Source organism: Pseudomonas sp. HLG18 (assembly GCF_051903985.1).
Lineage (GTDB): Bacteria > Pseudomonadota > Gammaproteobacteria > Pseudomonadales > Pseudomonadaceae > Aquipseudomonas > Aquipseudomonas fluorescens_BT.
This window is the reverse complement of sequence record NZ_CP195831.1, coordinates 3,455,529-3,472,211: the sequence shown is the minus strand read 5'-3', so window position 1 is coordinate 3,472,211 and position 16,683 is coordinate 3,455,529. Positions and strand designations below refer to the sequence as shown.

The 16,683-nt window shown below is 60.6% G+C and carries 16 protein-coding genes; 9 read left to right on the top strand and 7 right to left on the bottom strand.

Annotated features, from left to right (window positions below; all coding sequences use genetic code 11):
- Positions 1 to 16 precede the first annotated feature (16 nt).
- From ACSPX5_RS15910 to ACSPX5_RS15895, 4 genes are all read right to left on the bottom strand, one after another.
- Positions 17 to 1,756 carry a dipeptidase gene (locus ACSPX5_RS15910; RefSeq protein ID WP_169431456.1) on the bottom strand — a complete coding sequence of 580 codons (1,740 nt, stop codon included), beginning with the start codon at positions 1,754 to 1,756 and terminating at the stop codon, positions 17 to 19.
- A gap of 195 nt (positions 1,757 to 1,951) precedes the next feature.
- A complete protein-coding gene (locus ACSPX5_RS15905) occupies positions 1,952 to 2,590 on the bottom strand; it encodes a LysE family translocator (RefSeq protein WP_439819887.1) in 639 nt (212 codons plus the stop codon).
- A gap of 1 nt (position 2,591) precedes the next feature.
- A complete protein-coding gene (locus tag ACSPX5_RS15900; protein ID WP_207865558.1) occupies positions 2,592 to 3,362 on the bottom strand; it encodes a 2OG-Fe(II) oxygenase in 771 nt (256 codons plus the stop codon).
- 90 nt (positions 3,363 to 3,452) lie between these two features.
- Entirely contained in the window at positions 3,453 to 4,079 is a 627-nt protein-coding gene (locus ACSPX5_RS15895) for an alanyl-tRNA editing protein (RefSeq protein ID WP_169431453.1), read from the bottom strand.
- 90 nt (positions 4,080 to 4,169) lie between these two features.
- Between ACSPX5_RS15895 and ACSPX5_RS15890 the strand changes: the two genes are divergently transcribed.
- On the top strand, positions 4,170 to 5,165 hold the full coding sequence (locus ACSPX5_RS15890; RefSeq protein ID WP_169431452.1) for a LysR family transcriptional regulator: 996 nt from the start codon (positions 4,170 to 4,172) through the stop codon (positions 5,163 to 5,165).
- A 57-nt stretch (positions 5,166 to 5,222) separates the two neighbouring features.
- Here the strand turns inward: ACSPX5_RS15890 and ACSPX5_RS15885 are convergent, their stop codons facing one another.
- On the bottom strand, positions 5,223 to 5,630 hold the full coding sequence (locus ACSPX5_RS15885; RefSeq protein ID WP_169431451.1) for a PA2817 family protein: 408 nt from the start codon (positions 5,628 to 5,630) through the stop codon (positions 5,223 to 5,225).
- 74 nt (positions 5,631 to 5,704) lie between these two features.
- A complete protein-coding gene (locus ACSPX5_RS15880) occupies positions 5,705 to 8,152 on the bottom strand; it encodes an acyl-CoA dehydrogenase (RefSeq protein ID WP_323161332.1) in 2,448 nt (815 codons plus the stop codon).
- A 247-nt stretch (positions 8,153 to 8,399) separates the two neighbouring features.
- On the opposite strand from ACSPX5_RS15880, the gene ACSPX5_RS15875 reads away from it, so the two are divergent.
- The 4 genes from ACSPX5_RS15875 (at position 8,400) to ACSPX5_RS15860 (ending at position 11,566) form a co-directional block, all read left to right on the top strand.
- Entirely contained in the window at positions 8,400 to 9,059 is a 660-nt protein-coding gene (locus ACSPX5_RS15875; protein ID WP_169431449.1) for a transglutaminase-like domain-containing protein, read from the top strand.
- A 43-nt stretch (positions 9,060 to 9,102) separates the two neighbouring features.
- Entirely contained in the window at positions 9,103 to 9,726 is a 624-nt protein-coding gene (locus ACSPX5_RS15870; RefSeq protein ID WP_169431448.1) for a glutathione S-transferase family protein, read from the top strand.
- Between the two features lie 131 nt (positions 9,727 to 9,857).
- A complete protein-coding gene (locus ACSPX5_RS15865) occupies positions 9,858 to 10,790 on the top strand; it encodes an ABC transporter ATP-binding protein (protein ID WP_169431447.1) in 933 nt (310 codons plus the stop codon).
- The gene (locus ACSPX5_RS15860; RefSeq protein WP_085710947.1) at positions 10,787 to 11,566 is read left to right on the top strand and encodes an ABC transporter permease; all 780 of its coding nucleotides are present in this window, start codon (positions 10,787 to 10,789) and stop codon (positions 11,564 to 11,566) included. The genes ACSPX5_RS15865 and ACSPX5_RS15860 overlap by 4 nt, the downstream gene beginning before the upstream one ends.
- Positions 11,567 to 11,618: 52 nt before the next feature.
- Here ACSPX5_RS15860 and ACSPX5_RS15855 read toward each other — a convergent pair whose 3' ends face one another.
- On the bottom strand, positions 11,619 to 12,137 hold the full coding sequence (locus ACSPX5_RS15855) for a DUF2062 domain-containing protein (RefSeq protein WP_169431446.1): 519 nt from the start codon (positions 12,135 to 12,137) through the stop codon (positions 11,619 to 11,621).
- A gap of 136 nt (positions 12,138 to 12,273) precedes the next feature.
- Between ACSPX5_RS15855 and ACSPX5_RS15850 the strand changes: the two genes are divergently transcribed.
- From ACSPX5_RS15850 to lpxK, 4 genes are all read left to right on the top strand, one after another.
- Positions 12,274 to 14,511, top strand: a complete 2,238-nt coding sequence (locus ACSPX5_RS15850) for a DNA internalization-related competence protein ComEC/Rec2 (protein WP_439819886.1) — start codon at positions 12,274 to 12,276, stop codon at positions 14,509 to 14,511.
- Positions 14,512 to 14,600: 89 nt separating this feature from the next.
- The gene (locus tag ACSPX5_RS15845; RefSeq protein WP_162803506.1) at positions 14,601 to 15,236 is read left to right on the top strand and encodes a MotA/TolQ/ExbB proton channel family protein; all 636 of its coding nucleotides are present in this window, start codon (positions 14,601 to 14,603) and stop codon (positions 15,234 to 15,236) included.
- Positions 15,233 to 15,661, top strand: a complete 429-nt coding sequence (locus ACSPX5_RS15840) for an ExbD/TolR family protein (protein WP_085745066.1) — start codon at positions 15,233 to 15,235, stop codon at positions 15,659 to 15,661. The genes ACSPX5_RS15845 and ACSPX5_RS15840 overlap by 4 nt, the downstream gene beginning before the upstream one ends.
- Positions 15,661 to 16,671, top strand: coding sequence for a tetraacyldisaccharide 4'-kinase (lpxK, locus tag ACSPX5_RS15835; RefSeq protein WP_439819885.1), 1,011 nt, complete (start codon positions 15,661 to 15,663; stop codon positions 16,669 to 16,671). Before ACSPX5_RS15840 ends, lpxK begins: the two co-directional genes overlap by 1 nt.
- Positions 16,672 to 16,683 lie beyond the last annotated feature (12 nt).

Here is a 16,683-nt window from a genome sequence, read left to right as displayed (position 1 = left end):
CGGACCCGATACGCGATCAGAGCTTCGGCAGCTGCCCGATGCGTCCCATCATTTCGGTGACGATCTGCAGGTCCAGCAGGAACTGGTCAACGGTCTTGAACTCGCCGTCGGTGTGACCGGTGTACTTGACCTCAGGTCGTGCCAGGCCGAATTGCACGCCGTTAGGCAGTTCATGCACCGAGGTGGCGCCGGCCGACGTACCGAATTCGTGTTTCATGCCCAGGTTTTCGGTGGCCACGGCCAGCAGCGCCTTGACCCACTCGCCTTCAGGGTTGCGGTACATCGGCTCGGCGATTGAGTAATCGAAGTTGACCGCGACGTGGGTTTTCTTGCTCCAGGCCGCCAGTTTGTCGGCGATTTCGGTCTTGAGCACTTCCGGCGACTTGCCCTTCGGCACACGCAGGTTGACCGCAAGTTTGAAGGTCTTGTCATCCATGCCGACGTACGTCAGCGAGGTGGTCAACGGGCCCATGAAGTCATCGGCGAAACCGACGCCCAGCTTGCTACCCTTGTAGTCCAGACCCCAGTTGTCGGCGGCGTAACGGGCAGCATCGGTGATGTGGTTGTGTTTGAACGCGATTTTGCCATCCACGCTGTGGATGAAGTCCAGCATGCGGGCGACCGGGTTGACACCGGATTCAGGCTCGGAGGAGTGCGCAGAAACGCCGGTTACGCTGAGTTTCACGTCTTTGCCATCGACCTTGGCATTCACTTCGAAATCGCCGCCATGTTGTTTGGCGTATTCAGTGCCAGCCTTTTGCAAGCTGGCGGCCAGTTCGGCAGGTTTGTCTGTCACCAGGGTGATGAGCGAAACCGATGGAATCTGGTTGGTCGCCATACCGCCAGTCATCGAGATGATTTCCGCGCCTTTGCCCTCGGCCTTGCGTTTGGCGAACTTGGCCATGACCGTGCCGTAACCTTTTTCGGCAATCACCACCGGGTAGCCGCCATCCAGTGCAAGGTTGTACTCAGGCGTCGGGTTGCGCTCGAAGTAGTAAGGAATCGCGTCGCCGGTGGTTTCTTCGGTGGTGTCTACCAGCAGTTTGAAATTGCGCGCCAGTGGCAGCTTCTCTTCCTTGATCACCTTCATGGCATACAGCGTCACGACGATGCCGTTTTTATCGTCCTCGGTGCCGCGGCCGTACATGCGGTCGCCGATCAGCGTGACCTTGAACGGGTCGAGCTTGGTGCCGTCCTTCAGCACCCAGTTTTCCGGTGTCACCGGTACAACGTCGGCGTGCGCGTGAATGCCCACGACTTCTTTGCCGCTGCCGTCGAGGGAGATTTCGTAGACGCGGTTGTCGATGTTGCGGTAGTTCAGGCCGAAAGACTCGGCGAGGCTTTTGATCTTGGCGGCGATCTTGATGAATTCAGGATTTTCGTGCTGGGCAACACCCTCTTTGCGATCCGTCGGGATCTCCACCAGTTCGCGCAGGGTTTCCAGAGCGGCCTTGCCGTATTTCGCTCGAGTGTAGAGGCCGAGCAGGCGATAGATTTCGTTTTGCTGTTCGGCGGTCAGGGGCTTGTTGTCGAGAAAGGCGCTGATGGAGGGGCGCAGGTCGTCGGTCTTGCTTAGATCGCTCTTGGCCAATTCGCCGAGGAACTGGCGGAAATCGCTAACCTTGGTATCACTGAATGTCTTGAGGATGGTCGCGCTTTGCTGCGGTGTGATGTTGGCGTGGGCTGGCAGTGTTACGCACGAAAGGCTGGCCAGAATCAGGGTCGATGCGGCCAGTTGCTTGAGCGAAAAGTCCATTGCTAAGGGCATTCCTTTGCAGGTGGTGAGTAGGAAGTATCTGATCGATGTGTCAGACGGTTTCGCAAACTAACACCACAAGCAAGTGATAGGGGAGCCCCCGAAGTGGGACGCGTCGCACAGAAATGCAAAAGCGGCGCAGAATCGTAAAAGCCCGTCCAATCTGTCTGGGCCGGGCTTCTTCGAGCTGCGTATTTACATCGACAACACCAGTCGCCCGGCGAACAGGATCAGGATCACGCCCATGCTGCGCTCGAACCAATGCCCCATGCGCATGAACAGCACCCGCACTTTGCTGCTTGAAAAGAACAGCGCGACGATCACAAACCACAACGCGTTCACGCCGCACATCCACAATCCGTACAAGGCCTGGATCTCCAACGGTGTGCTGGCGCTGATGATCGTGGTGAAGATCGCCAGGAAAAACAGTGTGGCCTTGGGGTTGGTGGCGTTGGTCAGGAAACCGGTGGAGAACGCCTTGAACAGCGATTGCTCGACCAGCGGTTCATCGGTTGTCTTTTCGCCTTCGAGTGTTGTCTTGGGTTGGCTGCGGATCAGGCTGATGCCGAGGTAAAAAATGTAGGCACCGCCCACGATCTTGGCCACCGTCAGCAGCCAGGGCGTGGTGTGCATCAAGGCGCCGACACCCAGCAGGGTGTACAGCACGTGCACGGAAATCCCTGCGCCGATGCCCAGTGCCGTGCAGATGCCGACCAGTCGACCGAAACGCACACTCTGGCGGATGGTCACGGCGAAGTCCGGGCCGGGAGCGACCACGGCCAGAAAGTGAATGGTAGCCAGTGCCAGAAATTCGCCCAGATAATTCGATGTCATTTCAGCTCCAGAAAGTCAGGGGTGATGCATTGCCGCGATAGCCGACAAAAAAAGAAAGGCTCAAGCGCGGGTCTGCCACACCCGGTGTTACCGAGTGCATGCGACGCGAATTGAACATGATGAAATCCCCCGGTTCCGGGCGTACTTCGAGGGCTGGCGGGCCAAGCAGCACCGGGTCGATGCCATAGCTGTCGCCGCGCATTTCGTCGAAGCGGTCCGGTGAAATGTCGTCTTCCCACATCTGCAACGCGCCACCCTCGGTCGGCATGTTCAGGTAGACGTTGCAGGCGAATTGCGCCTCCAGGCTACGGGCCTGGAAACTCTCCGGCGCATCCTTGGCGAAGATGTCGTGGTGGGCGAGGAAGCAGACGCCAGGTTTGACCACCCGTGACAGGCCGACATACATCTTGCGCCCGTACAGGTTTTCCAGATGGGCGCCCGCCGGCCAGGATTCGTCGAGCATGCAGCGCAGGGTGTCGATCGGCGAGGAGTAGGGTGCGCAGCGGTTGCGCAGTTCGGCAATGTTGCTGGTGGCGCGCTCGAAGTAGTCCTCGATCAGCAGCGGCTGGTTTTCCGCCTCGTAGAACGCCATGCCGATGCGGCCGATGCTGGGGGCGTTGATATACCCTTCGAAGCCGGGGGCGAGGATCTTGTCGCCAATCCGGATCGCCTGGTCTTCAGGCAAGAAGCCTTTGACGCGGATGGCGAGGACTTCTTCGTTGGCCAGTTTTTTTATGCACGTCTCATCGAGACGCTCGACGTCAAGCATCATGGTTTCAGGTCCATCTAACGAGTAGTCAACGGAACCGGCGAGAGCGGTTCCCCCGGCGTCGGACGCTGCATCTGGCAGCGCCCGAAATCCTCAATCCACGTTGTAGTGGACGGACAACGTGCCCTTCTTCTGCGAAAGGGACGCGATCGTGACTGTGCCCAGATCCTTCAGGCTGCGTACATGGGTGCCACCGCAACCATAGGCTGGCAGTTCACCGAAGCCGATTTCCCGCGCGCCTTCGCGCAGGGACGTCAGGCGTGGCAGATCGTGTTCGATCCATTGCCCGATGCCGTATTGGACGGTTTGCGCGTCGACTTCCTGAGCCGAATCCCCGGGCTTGAATTGCACACGCCCTTCGTCAGGCCAATGGTGCCCTTTGATCGGCATCCAGCCCATGGCTTGAACGAAATGGCCGATCAGATGACCGGCGGAATGCATACGGGTGTTGAAGCGACGACGCTCTTCATCGATGCGGATTTGGGTCATGCCCAGTGGCACCGGCTGGTCGACGAAGTGAATGATCCGGTCCGGTTCCTGTACGACTCGCAGGACTTGTGCATCGCCAATCCAGCCGGTATCGCAAGGCTGCCCGCCCCCTTGCGGATGAAACAACGTGGCGCGCAGCACCACGGCGAATTCGTTCTCGTGGGGCGTGCAGTCGAGGACTTCCACATTGGCCTTGAGGTCATCACTATGGAAAAAGAGGCGGAGCGTCATATTCCATGCCCTTATTAAAGTTTCTTTTTTAATTATATGAATCGTGCAATAACGTGATAATCCGTTCAAACATCAAAGGACTGTTGCGCTGTGAGCATAAATCTCCCTCTGCCGTTGCTCGGTGAAATGGCGATCTTCGTCAAGGTCGTGGAGACCGGCAGCTTCTCTGAAGCCGCTCGCCAACTGGGCTCGTCGCCCTCGGCGGTCAGTCGCAGCATTTCCCGGCTGGAGAAGGCATTGGCCACACGGTTGCTGCAACGCACCACACGCAAATTGCGCTTGAGCGATGGCGGAGAAGAAGTGTTCAAGCGCTGTCAGGAAATGGTCAGCGCGGCCCGGTCGGTGATGGAAATCAGCGGTCAGTTCACCCACGAAGCCGAGGGACTGGTGCGGGTCAGCGTGCCGAAAGCGGTCGGGCGCTTCGTGATTCATCCGCACATGCCGGAGTTTCTTCGTCGCTATCCAAAGGTCGATGTGGAATTGCTGCTGGAAGACCGACAAGTGGACCTGATCGACGATCATGTCGATCTGGCGATTCGGATTACGGAGCGGCCGCCGGCAGGGCTGGTCGGGCGACAGTTGCTGACCATCGACCATTTGCTCTGCGCGACCCCGCAATACCTGGCCGAACATGGCACACCGACTCATCCCCATGACTTGCTCAATCACAGCTGCATCTATCTGGGCGAAACCCCGAGCGATGCGCGCTGGAAATTCAAGAAGGGCAGCAAAGCCGTGACGGTCGGCGTGCGTGGCCGGTATGCCGCCAATCACACCGGCGTGCGCCTGGGGGCTGTTCTGCAGCACATCGGTATCGGCAGCCTGCCGTATTTCACGGCTCGTTATGCCTTGGAACAGGGGCTGGTCGTGCAAGTCCTGCCGGACTGGACATTCCTGGCGTCTTATCACGGTGGGTTATGGTTGCTGCACTCGCCGACACGCTATCTGCCACCGAAGCTGCGGGTGTTCATTGATTATCTGGTGGAGTGTCTGGAGAAAGAGCCGACATTGAGCAAACCGGGAAAATCCACCGTTTCAAAAGCCTTGGCCGAGTACGAACTGCCTGAAAGTGAAGGGCTGCTTTGACTACATGAAAAAGGCCCGCATGGATCACCATGCGGGCCTTTTTTTATCGGGCGAAAATCAGTGCTTGCTGTCCTGGGCGGACATCGCCAGCAGCTGTTTTTCCTGGTTCCAGTCGAACGGTTCGTCGTTCTGTTCGGCTTCGTAACGGCGCTCTTCCAGCGTCTGATACAGGTCGATTTCTTCGTCGGACAGGTAGTGCAGGCAGTCGCCGGCGAAGAACCACAACAGATCCCGCGGGATCAGGTGGGCAATTTGCGGATAGCGGGTAATCACTTGAGTCAGGATGTCCTGGCCCAGGTATTGGCTTTCGATCGGCTCGATCGGCAGTGACGCCAGCAGTTCGTCGAAACGCTCCAGGAACAGGGCATGGCTTTCTTCGGGAACCTGATCGGCCTCACCTACGGCGACCAGGATACTGCGCAGGTGGTCGAGCAAAACCAGATGATCGGCAACGACATTGGACACGAGATAAGTCCTCAAGAGCAAAACGGGCGCGGGAGTATAAAGCCCCTGCGCCCGTTTTTCACTGATTGAAGGGATCAGCGGACTTTCCCTTGCGCCGGTTTCAGTTCCTCTTTGTCAAAGTCATCGACATCGATCACCTTGCGCCGCGCTGCTTCGGCATCACGCAGGGTCTGGGCTTCCACGGCTTGCAGCACGCCGGCTTCCAGTGCCGCATCGATGGCGTGTTCGCCGGCGACCGGTTTGACCTGACCGCTCTTGAGCGACGTGTGCAGTTTTTTGTGCAGCGGTTGCGCAGCGCTCAACTGATCGCAGGCGTGTTGCAGCGCACCGACTGCGTCATCCGCCGATTGTGGGCGATAGCAGCCGGCAAGCAGTTCTTCCAGCGCCGGATCGCCCTTGGCCCGACCGATGACTGCGGCCACTTCGGCACCGAGTCTGTCTGACGGGCCTTTGTGGCGGCGACCGAACGGGAACACGATCACCCGCAACAGACAGCCGAAGACCCGGTTCGGGAAGTTGGTCAGCAGTTCATCGAGTGCCTTTTCCGACTGGCCGAGGCTTTCTTCCATGGCCCAGGTGAACAGCGGTTCCATGTACGCCGGGGAATCAAGGTCGTGATAGCGCTTGAGCGCTGCGGAGGCGAGATACAGGTTGCTCAGCACATCGCCCAGACGGGCCGACAGCCGTTCGCGGCGTTTCAGCTCGCCGCCCAGCAGCATCATGCTCAGGTCGGCGAGCATGGCAAACGCGGCAGCCTGACGGTTGAGCGCGCGGAAATATCCCTGGCTGAGCTTGTCTCCCGGAGCGTGTTCGAAGTGGCCGAAACCAAGGTTCAATACCAGCGTGCTGGCAGCGTTGCTCACGGCAAATCCGATGTGCTTGAGCAGCAGGCCATCGAACTCCTTGAGTGCCTGATCCTTGTCTTCACGCCCGGCGAGGGCCATTTCCTTGAGCACGAACGGATGGCAGCGGATCGCGCCCTGGCCGAAGATCATCAGGTTGCGCGAAAGAATGTTCGCGCCCTCCACCGTGATGAAGATCGGTGCGCCGTTCCAGCTGCGACCCAGGTAGTTGTTCGGGCCCATGATGATCGCCTTGCCACCGTGCACATCCATGGCGTGGCTGATGCACTCGCGACCGCGTTCGGTGAGGTGGTACTTGAGGATTGCCGACAGCACCGAAGGCTTCTCGCCCAGATCCACTGCGTTGGCGGTCAGCATCCGTGCGGCGTCCATCATCCAGGCGTTGCCACCGATGCGTGCCATGGCTTCCTGAATGCCTTCGAACGCGGACAGTGGAACGTTGAATTGCTCACGAATCTGCGCGTACTGCCCGGTCACCAGACTGGTGAACTTGGCCGCGCCGGTGCCCACTGCCGGCAAGGAAATCGAGCGCCCGACCGACAGGCAGTTCATCAGCATCATCCAGCCTTTGCCGAGCATGTCCTGGCCGCCGATGAGGAAATCCAGCGGGATGAACACGTCCTTGCCGGAGTTCGGGCCGTTCATGAACGCCGCACCCAGCGGCAAGTGGCGACGACCGATTTCCACGCCGGGAGTATCGGTCGGAATCAATGCCAGGCTGATGCCCAGGTCTTCCTTGTCGCCGAGCAGGTGATCCGGGTCATAGGCCTTGAAGGCGAGGCCAAGCAAGGTCGCGACCGGGCCGAGGGTGATGTAGCGTTTTTCCCAGTTCAGGCGCAGGCCGAGGGTTTCCTGGCCTTCCCACTGGCCTTTGCAGATGATCCCGGTGTCAGGCATGGCGCCGGCATCGGAGCCGGCGAGCGGACCGGTCAGCGCGAAGCACGGAATATCGTCGCCCCGGGCCAGTCGCGGCAGGTAATGATTACGTTGTTCGTCGGTGCCGTAATGCAGCAGCAGTTCGGCCGGGCCGAGGGAGTTGGGCACCATCACGGTGGAGGCGAGGTCGCCGCTGCGGGTCGCCAGTTTCATCGCCACCTGGGAGTGGGCGTAGGCAGAGAATCCCTTGCCGCCGAACTCCTTGGGAATGATCAGGGCGAAGAAACCGTGTTCCTTGATGTGAGTCCACGCTTCGGGTGGAAGGTCCATCGATTGGCCGATCTGCCAGTCGGTAACCATCGCGCAGAGCTCTTCGGTCGGGCCGTCGATGAACGCCTGTTCCTCGTCGCTCAACTGCGCCTTGGGATAGGACAGCAGCTTGTCCCAGTCCGGACGGCCACTGAACAGTTCGCCGTCCCACCACACCGTGCCGGCGTCGATCGCGTCGCGTTCGGTCTGCGACATCGGTGGCAGGGTTTTCTGGAACCAGCTGAACAGCGGCGCGGTGAAGTGTTTGCGGCGCAGGTCAGGCAACAGCAGCGGGGCGGCCACGAGGGCCAGCACGATCCAGAAGATCAGCAGCAACCAGCCCGGTGCGTGGCTGAAAATCCCCATCGCCAACAGGTAAGCGGCAACGATGCCCAGTGCAGGCAGCGGGGCGATGCGTCGGTGGGCCAGATACGCCACGCCGACGATCAGAACCAGTATCCACAACAACAGCATATTTAATCCTCCGTGAACCAGGGCGAACGACCCTCCAGAGCTTAGACGGCATCTGCAAATCAGGGTGGTCAGAGCAAGGTGATTGAGTTCGTGGGAAACCTTGGACGGCTTTTGTAGTTTCGGTGGGCAACACCCGTGGGAAATCGTTCGCTGACTCCGCGGCTTTGCGTCCATGTTTGGCCGAAACGTCGTTATCTCTGTGCTGATCCTCTCGCTAGACTCCGGGTTCACCCAGGAGAATGTCGTCATGCGCGAATATCTGAGTCCCGGCCGCTTCATCGATAGTGACCACCCCTCGGTGGTGGAGTTCGCCGAACAGCACCGTGGTACCAGTCGCGATCCGCTGGCGCAGGCGATCAGTCTTTATTACGCCGTGCGCGAGGCGGTGCGTTACAACATGTACACCTTCAGCCGCGACCCGCAAACCTTGCGCGGCAGCTACGCGCTGGCGGCGGGTGAAAGTTATTGCGTGCCCAAGGCCACGTTGCTCGCCGGTTGTGCGCGCCATTGCGGGATCCCCGCACGCATTGGTCTGGCGGATGTGAAAAATCATCTGTCGACGCCGCGTCTGCTTGAACTGCTGAGAAGCGAAGTGTTCGCCATGCATGGTTATACCGAACTGTTTCTCAATGAGCGCTGGGTGAAAGCCACACCCGCGTTCAACCAGAAGCTCTGCGAAATGTTCAACGTTGCGCCGCTGGAATTCGACGGTATGAACGACAGCGTTTTCCATCCGTACAACAGCGATGGCGCGCTGCTGATGGAGTACCTGGTCGACCACGGCCAGTTCGCCGATGTACCGGAATCCTTTTTTTTCGAACATCTGCACAAATGCTATCCGCACCTGTTCAACGATCAGCAGACGCCACTGTCCAGTGACATGCGCGGTAATGTCGGCAGCCGCTGATCCGGCGTATGCTGCTCGCCCACTCAATGGAAAAGAGGCGGTCATGCTGAAGATCTGGGGTCGCAAGAATTCGTCGAATGTCAGAAAGCCGTTGTGGGCTGCCGAAGAGCTCGGGCTGGCCTACGAGGCCATCGATGCCGGTGGCGCGTTTGGTGTGGTCGACACGCCGGAGTACCGGGCGATGAACCCGAACGGGCGGGTGCCGGTGATTCAGGACGATGGTTTCGTGTTGTGGGAATCGAATGCCATCGTGCGTTACCTGCTGGCAAAACATGCGGCCGACACTGCGTGGTATCCGACGGATCCACAGACCCGCGCCACCGCTGACAAATGGATGGACTGGACCACGTCCAGTTTCGCCGGGCCATTTCGCACGGTGTTCTGGGGCGTTTTGCGCACGCCGGCGGACAAGCAGGACTGGCCGGCGATTCATGCCGCGATCAAGGAATGTGAAGGCTTGCTGGCGATGGCCGATCAGGCCCTGAAAAACCAGCCGTACCTGTCCGGCAGTGAAATCGGCATGGGCGACATTCCCCTCGGCAGTTTCATTTATGCCTGGTTCGAGATGCCGATCGAGCGTGCGCCGATGCCGCATCTGGAGGCCTGGTACGCGCGACTGAAGCAGCGTCCGGCGTATCGCAAAGCCGTCATGACCGCGTTGACTTAATACCTACTATCGACACACTTGACTGTACTTGTGCGGCGGCGGCAAGCACCATTGCGCTTGTGCGCCGCGGTTGTCTCCCTCGCCGCCCGCCGTCATTCAGTCCTTTTTCTCTTCTTGGTGCGTAATCCGATATGAGTTCCGCTCTGTCCATCCGGCAGCTAACCAAAACCTACGGCAACGGGTTCCAGGCCTTGAGTGGTATCGATCTGGACGTCGCCGAAGGTGACTTCTTCGCGTTGCTCGGCCCCAACGGCGCCGGCAAATCCACGACCATCGGCATTCTTTCGACCCTGGTGAACAAGACCAGTGGCACGGTGAATATCTTCGGCCACGATCTGGACAAGAACCCCGCGGCGCTCAAGCGCTCGATCGGCGTAGTGCCCCAGGAATTCAACTTCAACCAGTTCGAAAAGACCTTCGACATCGTCGTGACCCAGGCCGGGTACTACGGCATTCCGGCGAAAATCGCCAAGGAACGCGCCGAGCAGTACCTGACCCAGCTCGGCCTGTGGGACAAGCGCGATGTGCCTTCGCGTTCGTTGTCCGGCGGAATGAAACGCCGCTTGATGATTGCCCGGGCACTGGTGCATGAACCGCGCCTGCTGATCCTTGACGAACCGACGGCCGGGGTGGATATCGAGCTGCGCCGTTCGATGTGGACGTTCCTCACCGAACTGAATCAGAAAGGCATCACCATCATCCTCACCACGCACTATCTGGAAGAGGCTGAACAACTGTGCCGCAACATCGGCATCATCGACCACGGCACCATCGTCGAGAACACCAGCATGCGTCAGTTGCTCGGGCAACTGCATGTGGAGACCTTCCTGCTCGACCTCAAGAACGATCTGGCGGTTGCGCCGCAACTGGTCGGTTATCCGTCCCGTCTGGTGGATGCGCATACCCTGGAAGTCCAGGTCGACAAGTCCATGGGCATCACTGCGCTGTTCGGCCAACTGGCCCTGCAGAACATCGAAGTGCTGAGCCTGCGCAATAAAACCAATCGCCTCGAGGAGTTGTTCGTGTCCCTGGTGGAGAAAAATCTGTCGAAGGTGGCGGTATGAGTTCCGAACTGCGCCCCAACCTCGTCGCCCTCAACACCATCGTTTACCGCGAGGTCCGGCGCTTCACGCGGATCTGGCCGCAGACCCTGCTGCCGCCGGCGATCACCATGGTTCTGTACTTCGTGATCTTCGGCAACCTGATCGGCAAACAGATCGGCGGCATGGGTGGTTTCTCCTACATGGAGTACATCGTGCCGGGGCTGATCATGATGTCGGTGATCACCAACTCCTACGGCAACGTGGTGTCGAGTTTCTTCGGCAGCAAGTTCCAGCGTTCCATCGAAGAACTGATGGTGTCGCCGGTATCGCCGCACACGATCCTGATCGGCTACACCCTCGGCGGCGTGCTGCGCGGCCTGATGGTGGGCGTCATCGTGACGATCCTGTCGCTGTTTTTCACCAGCCTGCAGGTGCATCACCTGGGTGTCACCGTGCTGGTGGTGGTGCTGACGGCCACGATCTTCTCGCTGCTGGGTTTCATCAACGCCGTGTTTGCGCGCAACTTCGATGACATTTCGATTATCCCGACGTTTGTGCTGACCCCGCTGACCTACCTCGGTGGCGTGTTCTACTCGATCACCTTGTTGCCGCCGTTCTGGCAGACCGTGTCGCTGGCCAACCCGGTGCTGCATATGGTCAACGCCTTCCGTTACGGCATCCTGGGCGTGTCGGACATCCGCATAGGTATCGCGATCACCTTCATGCTGGTGGCGACCGTGGTGCTGTATTTCGGTTGCGCGCGATTGCTGGTGAGCGGGCGCGGCATGCGTACCTGATTCGATCAGTGCTGCAACAAAAACGGCCTCCTGCACGGAGGCCGTTTTGCATTCAGGACCGGCGACTTTTCTTTCGTCGCGCCCATTGCCGGGCCACCCACCAGCGCCAGTACATCATCACCAGGCAATAGGCGAGGGCGCCCAGCACCAGCCCGACCACCACCGAGCCGAGCAGGAACGGTTGCCACAGTGTCGAGAGTTCGCCGCTGATCCATTCCCAGGTCAACTCGTCGGGGAGCGTGCGGGCGGGGACATCCATCAGCCAGGCCCCGGCCTGATACGTACAGAAGAACACCGCCGGCATGGTGATCGGATTGGTCAGCCAAACCAGGCTGACGGCAATCGGCATGTTGCCGCGCACCATGATCGCGAGGACGGCGGCCACCAGCATTTGCGCCGGAATCGGCAGGAACGCGGCGAACAGGCCAACGGCCATGGCACGGGCCACGGAATGTCGGTTGAGGTGCCAGAGGTTCGGGTCATGCAGCAACGTGCCGAGAAAGCGTAAGGATTTGTGTTCCCTGATGCTCGTCGGGTCGGGCATGTAACGTTTGAATAAGCGCCGGGGCATAAGGCTTCTCGGTCGGTTAAGGCGGCAAGTATGTCTGGATTCTACGAACCGCCCATTCAGACTTTGTGACAATTGTTGACGACGCCTGCGCTCCACAGGGGCTATGCCTGAAGAGGGGACTCTCAAGGACGGGCATATGCGCACAGGGATGATGGCGCTGGCAGTCGGTCTGCTGGCCCCGGTTTTTTTGCCGGCGTTGCCGCCGGTCGGATGGGTGCTGCCGGTGGTGGCACTGATGCTGTTGCCGTTTCGCAGCTATCCGCTGGCATTTTTGCTGTTCGGCTTCGTCTGGTCGTGCATCGGTGCGCAGTGGGCGCTGGATGATCGGCTGCCGCTGGAGCTGGATGGTGAAACGCGCTGGGTGGAGGGGCGGGTGGTCGGCCTGCCGCAGAGCGGCGACGGGGTCGTGCGGTTTGAACTGGCCGATGCCCGTTCGCGTCACGGGAAACTGCCATCGCTGATGCGCCTGGCCTGGTACGCCGGGCCACCGGTCAACAGTGGCGAGCGCTGGAGGCTGGCCGTGAAACTCAAGCGTCCCGGCGGGCTGCTCAATCCCGATGCCTTCGATTACGAAGCCTGGCTGTTGGCGCAACGCATCGGCGCCACCGGCACGGTGAAGGACGGCAACCGGCTGGCGGCGGCGCAGTGGGCCTGGCGGGACGGCATCCGACAGCGCCTGCTGGAAGTGGACACTCAGGGGCGGGGCGCAGCACTGACGGCGTTGGTGCTGGGTGACGGCTCGGGACTCGGTCGCGAGGACTGGCAGATCCTGCAGGACACCGGCACCGTGCACCTGTTGGTGATTTCCGGACAGCACATCGGTCTGCTGGCGGCGGTGATGTATGGGCTGATCGCCGGGCTGGCGCGATTCGGTCTGTGGCCATTGCGTTGGCCATGGCTGCCGTGGGCGTGTGGTCTCGCATTCTCGGCGGCGCTGGGTTACGGCTTGCTGGCCGGATTCGATGTGCCGGTGCGGCGGGCCTGTGTGATGGTTGCGCTGGTGTTGCTGTGGCGATTGCGATTTCGCCATCTGGGTGCCTGGTGGCCGTTGTTGCTGGCCTTCAACGGGGTGTTGTTGATGGACCCGCTGGCCAGTCTGCGTCCAGGATTATGGCTGTCCTTCACGGCGGTGGCGGTGCTGATTTTTACCTTCGGCGGTCGTCTGGGGCCGTGGCGCTGGTGGCAGACCTGGACGCGAGCCCAATGGTTGATCGCAATCGGTTTGTGCCCGGTGTTGCTGATCCAGGGCCTGCCGATCAGCCTCAGCGGACCATTGGCCAATCTGCTGGCGGTGCCGTGGATCAGTTTTGCGGTGCTCCCGCCAGCGTTGCTTGGCACTTTGTTGTTGCCGATTCCCTATATCGGCGAAGGTCTGTTATGGCTGGCCGGCGGGTTGGTCGATGGATTGTTCCGGGCTCTGGCCTTGATTGCCGGGCGCTGGCCGGCATGGGTTGCAGCCTCGATGCCGGGATGGATCCTGGCTCTGGGCTGCATCGGTGCCGTGCTGTTGTTGCTGCCCCGAGGTGTTCCATTGCGTCCCTTGGGCTGGCCCTTGCTGCTGGTGCTGGCATTGCCGCCCCGGGAGCGACTGGCCGAAGGTGTGGCGGATGTCTGGCAACTCGACGTCGGCCAGGGACTGGCGATTCTGATCCGCACCCGTCACCACACATTGCTGTACGACACTGGCCCGCGTTTCGGCGATTTCGACGTCGGTGAGCGCGTAGTGTTGCCGGCCTTGCACAAACTGGGTGTGGCGCGACTCGACCTGATGCTGCTCAGTCATGCCGACGCCGACCATGCCGGCGGGGCACTGGCCGTGGCAAACGGCTTGCCGGTCAGCCGGGTGATCAGCGGCGATCCGCCGGGGCTGCCCGAAGCGCTGAGCGCTGAAACCTGTGAAAGCGGTCGGCAATGGCAGTGGGACGGCGTTGCCTTCCATCTATGGCAGTGGGCCGGCGCACAAGACAGCAACCAGCGCTCCTGCGTCCTGCAGATCGAAGCCAACGGCGAGCGGTTGCTGCTGACCGGCGATATCGACACCGCTGCCGAACGGGACTTGCTCAATAGCGTGCTGGCGGTTCCGACTCAATGGCTGCAGGCCCCGCACCATGGCAGCCGCAGTTCCTCATCAATGGCGTTGCTCAAGGTTTTGCAGCCGCGGGACGTGCTGATCTCCCGTGGGCACGGCAACTCGTTCGGGCATCCGCATCCGACGGTCATCGCCCGTTACCGCAAGCTGGGCCTGCGCATCCATGACAGCGCGGAGCAGGGTGCCATTCATCTGCAACTGGGCAGATTCCAGCCGGCCCGGTCGATGCGTCAGCAGCGCCGGTTCTGGCGAGAGCCGCCGCTGCCGGGGGCCGAGTACCGTTGAGCACGGGCCGCGCACGGTCGTCGGGGCGACGGGTCTTTATCGCGAACCGGTATGGTAAAGTGGCGCACTTTTTCGAGGGGGCTGTCACTGTGTGGGAATTGGTCAAATCCGGCGGCTGGATGATGTTGCCGATCATTCTGAGTTCCATCGCCGCCATGGCGATCGTCGCCGAGCGCCTGTGGACGCTGCGCGCCAGTCGCGTCACCCCCGAGCATCTGCTGGGTCAGGTCTGGGTCTGGATCAAGGACAAGCAGCTCAACAAGGAAAAACTCAAGGAATTGCGCGCCAACTCGCCGCTGGGTGAAATCCTCGCCGCGGGCCTGGCCAACTCCAAGCATGGTCGCGAGATCATGAAAGAGTGCATTGAAGAAGCCGCCGCCCGGGTCATCCACGAGCTGGAGCGTTACGTCAATGCGCTGGGCACCATCGCCGCCATGTCGCCGTTGCTGGGGCTGCTGGGTACGGTGTTGGGCATGATCGATATTTTCAGTGCCTTCACCGGTTCCGGCATGACCACCAATGCTTCGGTGCTGGCCGGTGGTATCTCCAAGGCGCTGATCACCACGGCAGCGGGCCTGATGGTCGGTATCCCGTCGGTATTCTTCCACCGTTTCCTGCAACGCCGCATCGATGAACTGGTGGTGGGCATGGAACAGGAAGCGATCAAACTGGTGGAAGTGGTGCAGGGCGACCGTGACGTCGATCTGGCCGGGGGCAAAGCGTGAAATTCCGTCGCAAGCCCCGGGAAACGATCGATATCAACCTCGCGTCGCTGATCGACGTGGTGTTCATCCTGTTGCTGTTTTTCGTCGTGACTACGACCTTCACCCGCGAAACCCAGTTGCGCGTCGATCTGCCGGAAGCCGTGAGCGGCTCGCCGGCCGAGGATCAGCAGGTCAAGCAACTGGACGTGGCCATCAGTGCCGAAGGCGTGTTCTCGGTGAACAACAGGATTCTGCCGAAAAACGATTTGGCCACCCTGATGGAAGCCATGCAGAAAGAATCAAACGGCGACACCAACATGCCGTTGTCGATCAGTGCTGACGGCAAGACTCAGCACCAATCCGTGATTACCGCCATGGATGCGGCCGGCAAGCTCGGTTTCAGCCATTTGCGCATGACCACGGTCGAGGCGGCGCCCAAATCCTGATGGCCATGTCCGATCGTCTGCTCGCCGCGTGGTATCAGGGGCACCCGGCCCTGACGCTGTTGCGGCCGCTGGAGTGGCTGTACCGCCGCGTCGTGGCCGGCAAGCGTCAGCGTTTTCTCGACGGCGAAGGCGAGATCTATCAATCGCCGGTGCCGGTGATCGTGGTCGGCAACATCACCGTTGGCGGCACCGGCAAGACGCCGATGATCCTGTGGCTGATCGAACACTGTCGACGCAGCGGGCTGCGGGTCGGTGTGGTCAGTCGCGGTTACGGCGCCAAGCCGCCGCAATTGCCGTGGCGGGTCGAAGCCGATCAAGACGCCGACATCGCCGGCGACGAACCGTTGCTGATCGTGCAGCGTACCGGCGTGCCGCTGATGATCGACCCGAATCGCGGCGCTGCCGTCAAAGCCTTGCTGGCCAGCGAGCCGCTGGACTTGATCCTGTCCGACGACGGCATGCAGCATTATCGTCTGGCGCGTGACCTTGAGCTGGTGCTGATCGATGCCGCTCGTGGGCTCGGTAACAAGCGCTGTCTGCCCGCCGGCCCCCTGCGCGAACCCATTGAGCGTCTGCAAAGCGTCGATGGCGTACTGTTCAACGGCGCCCCCGAGGATCGCGACGGCGGTTTCGCCTTCCGTCTGCAACCCACGGCACTGGTCAATCTGCTCAGCGGCGAACGCCAGCCCCTCGATCATTTTCCAGCCGGACAGTCGCTGCATGCGGTGGCCGGGATCGGTAATCCGCAACGTTTCTTCAATACCCTCGAAGCGCTAGACTGGCGACCTGTGCCCCACGCATTTGCCGATCACGCCGAATACAGCGTGCAGGCCTTGAGTTTCACGCCGTCATTGCCGCTGGTGATGACCGAAAAGGACGCGGTGAAGTGCCGCACCTTCGCTGCCGCCGACTGGTGGTACCTGGCGGTCGATGCCGTGCCGTCGCCGGCCTTCGTGGCCTGGTTCGACACGCAACTGATGCGCCTGTTGCCGGATCGTCTTTTGCCTTAAACCGTTTTTATC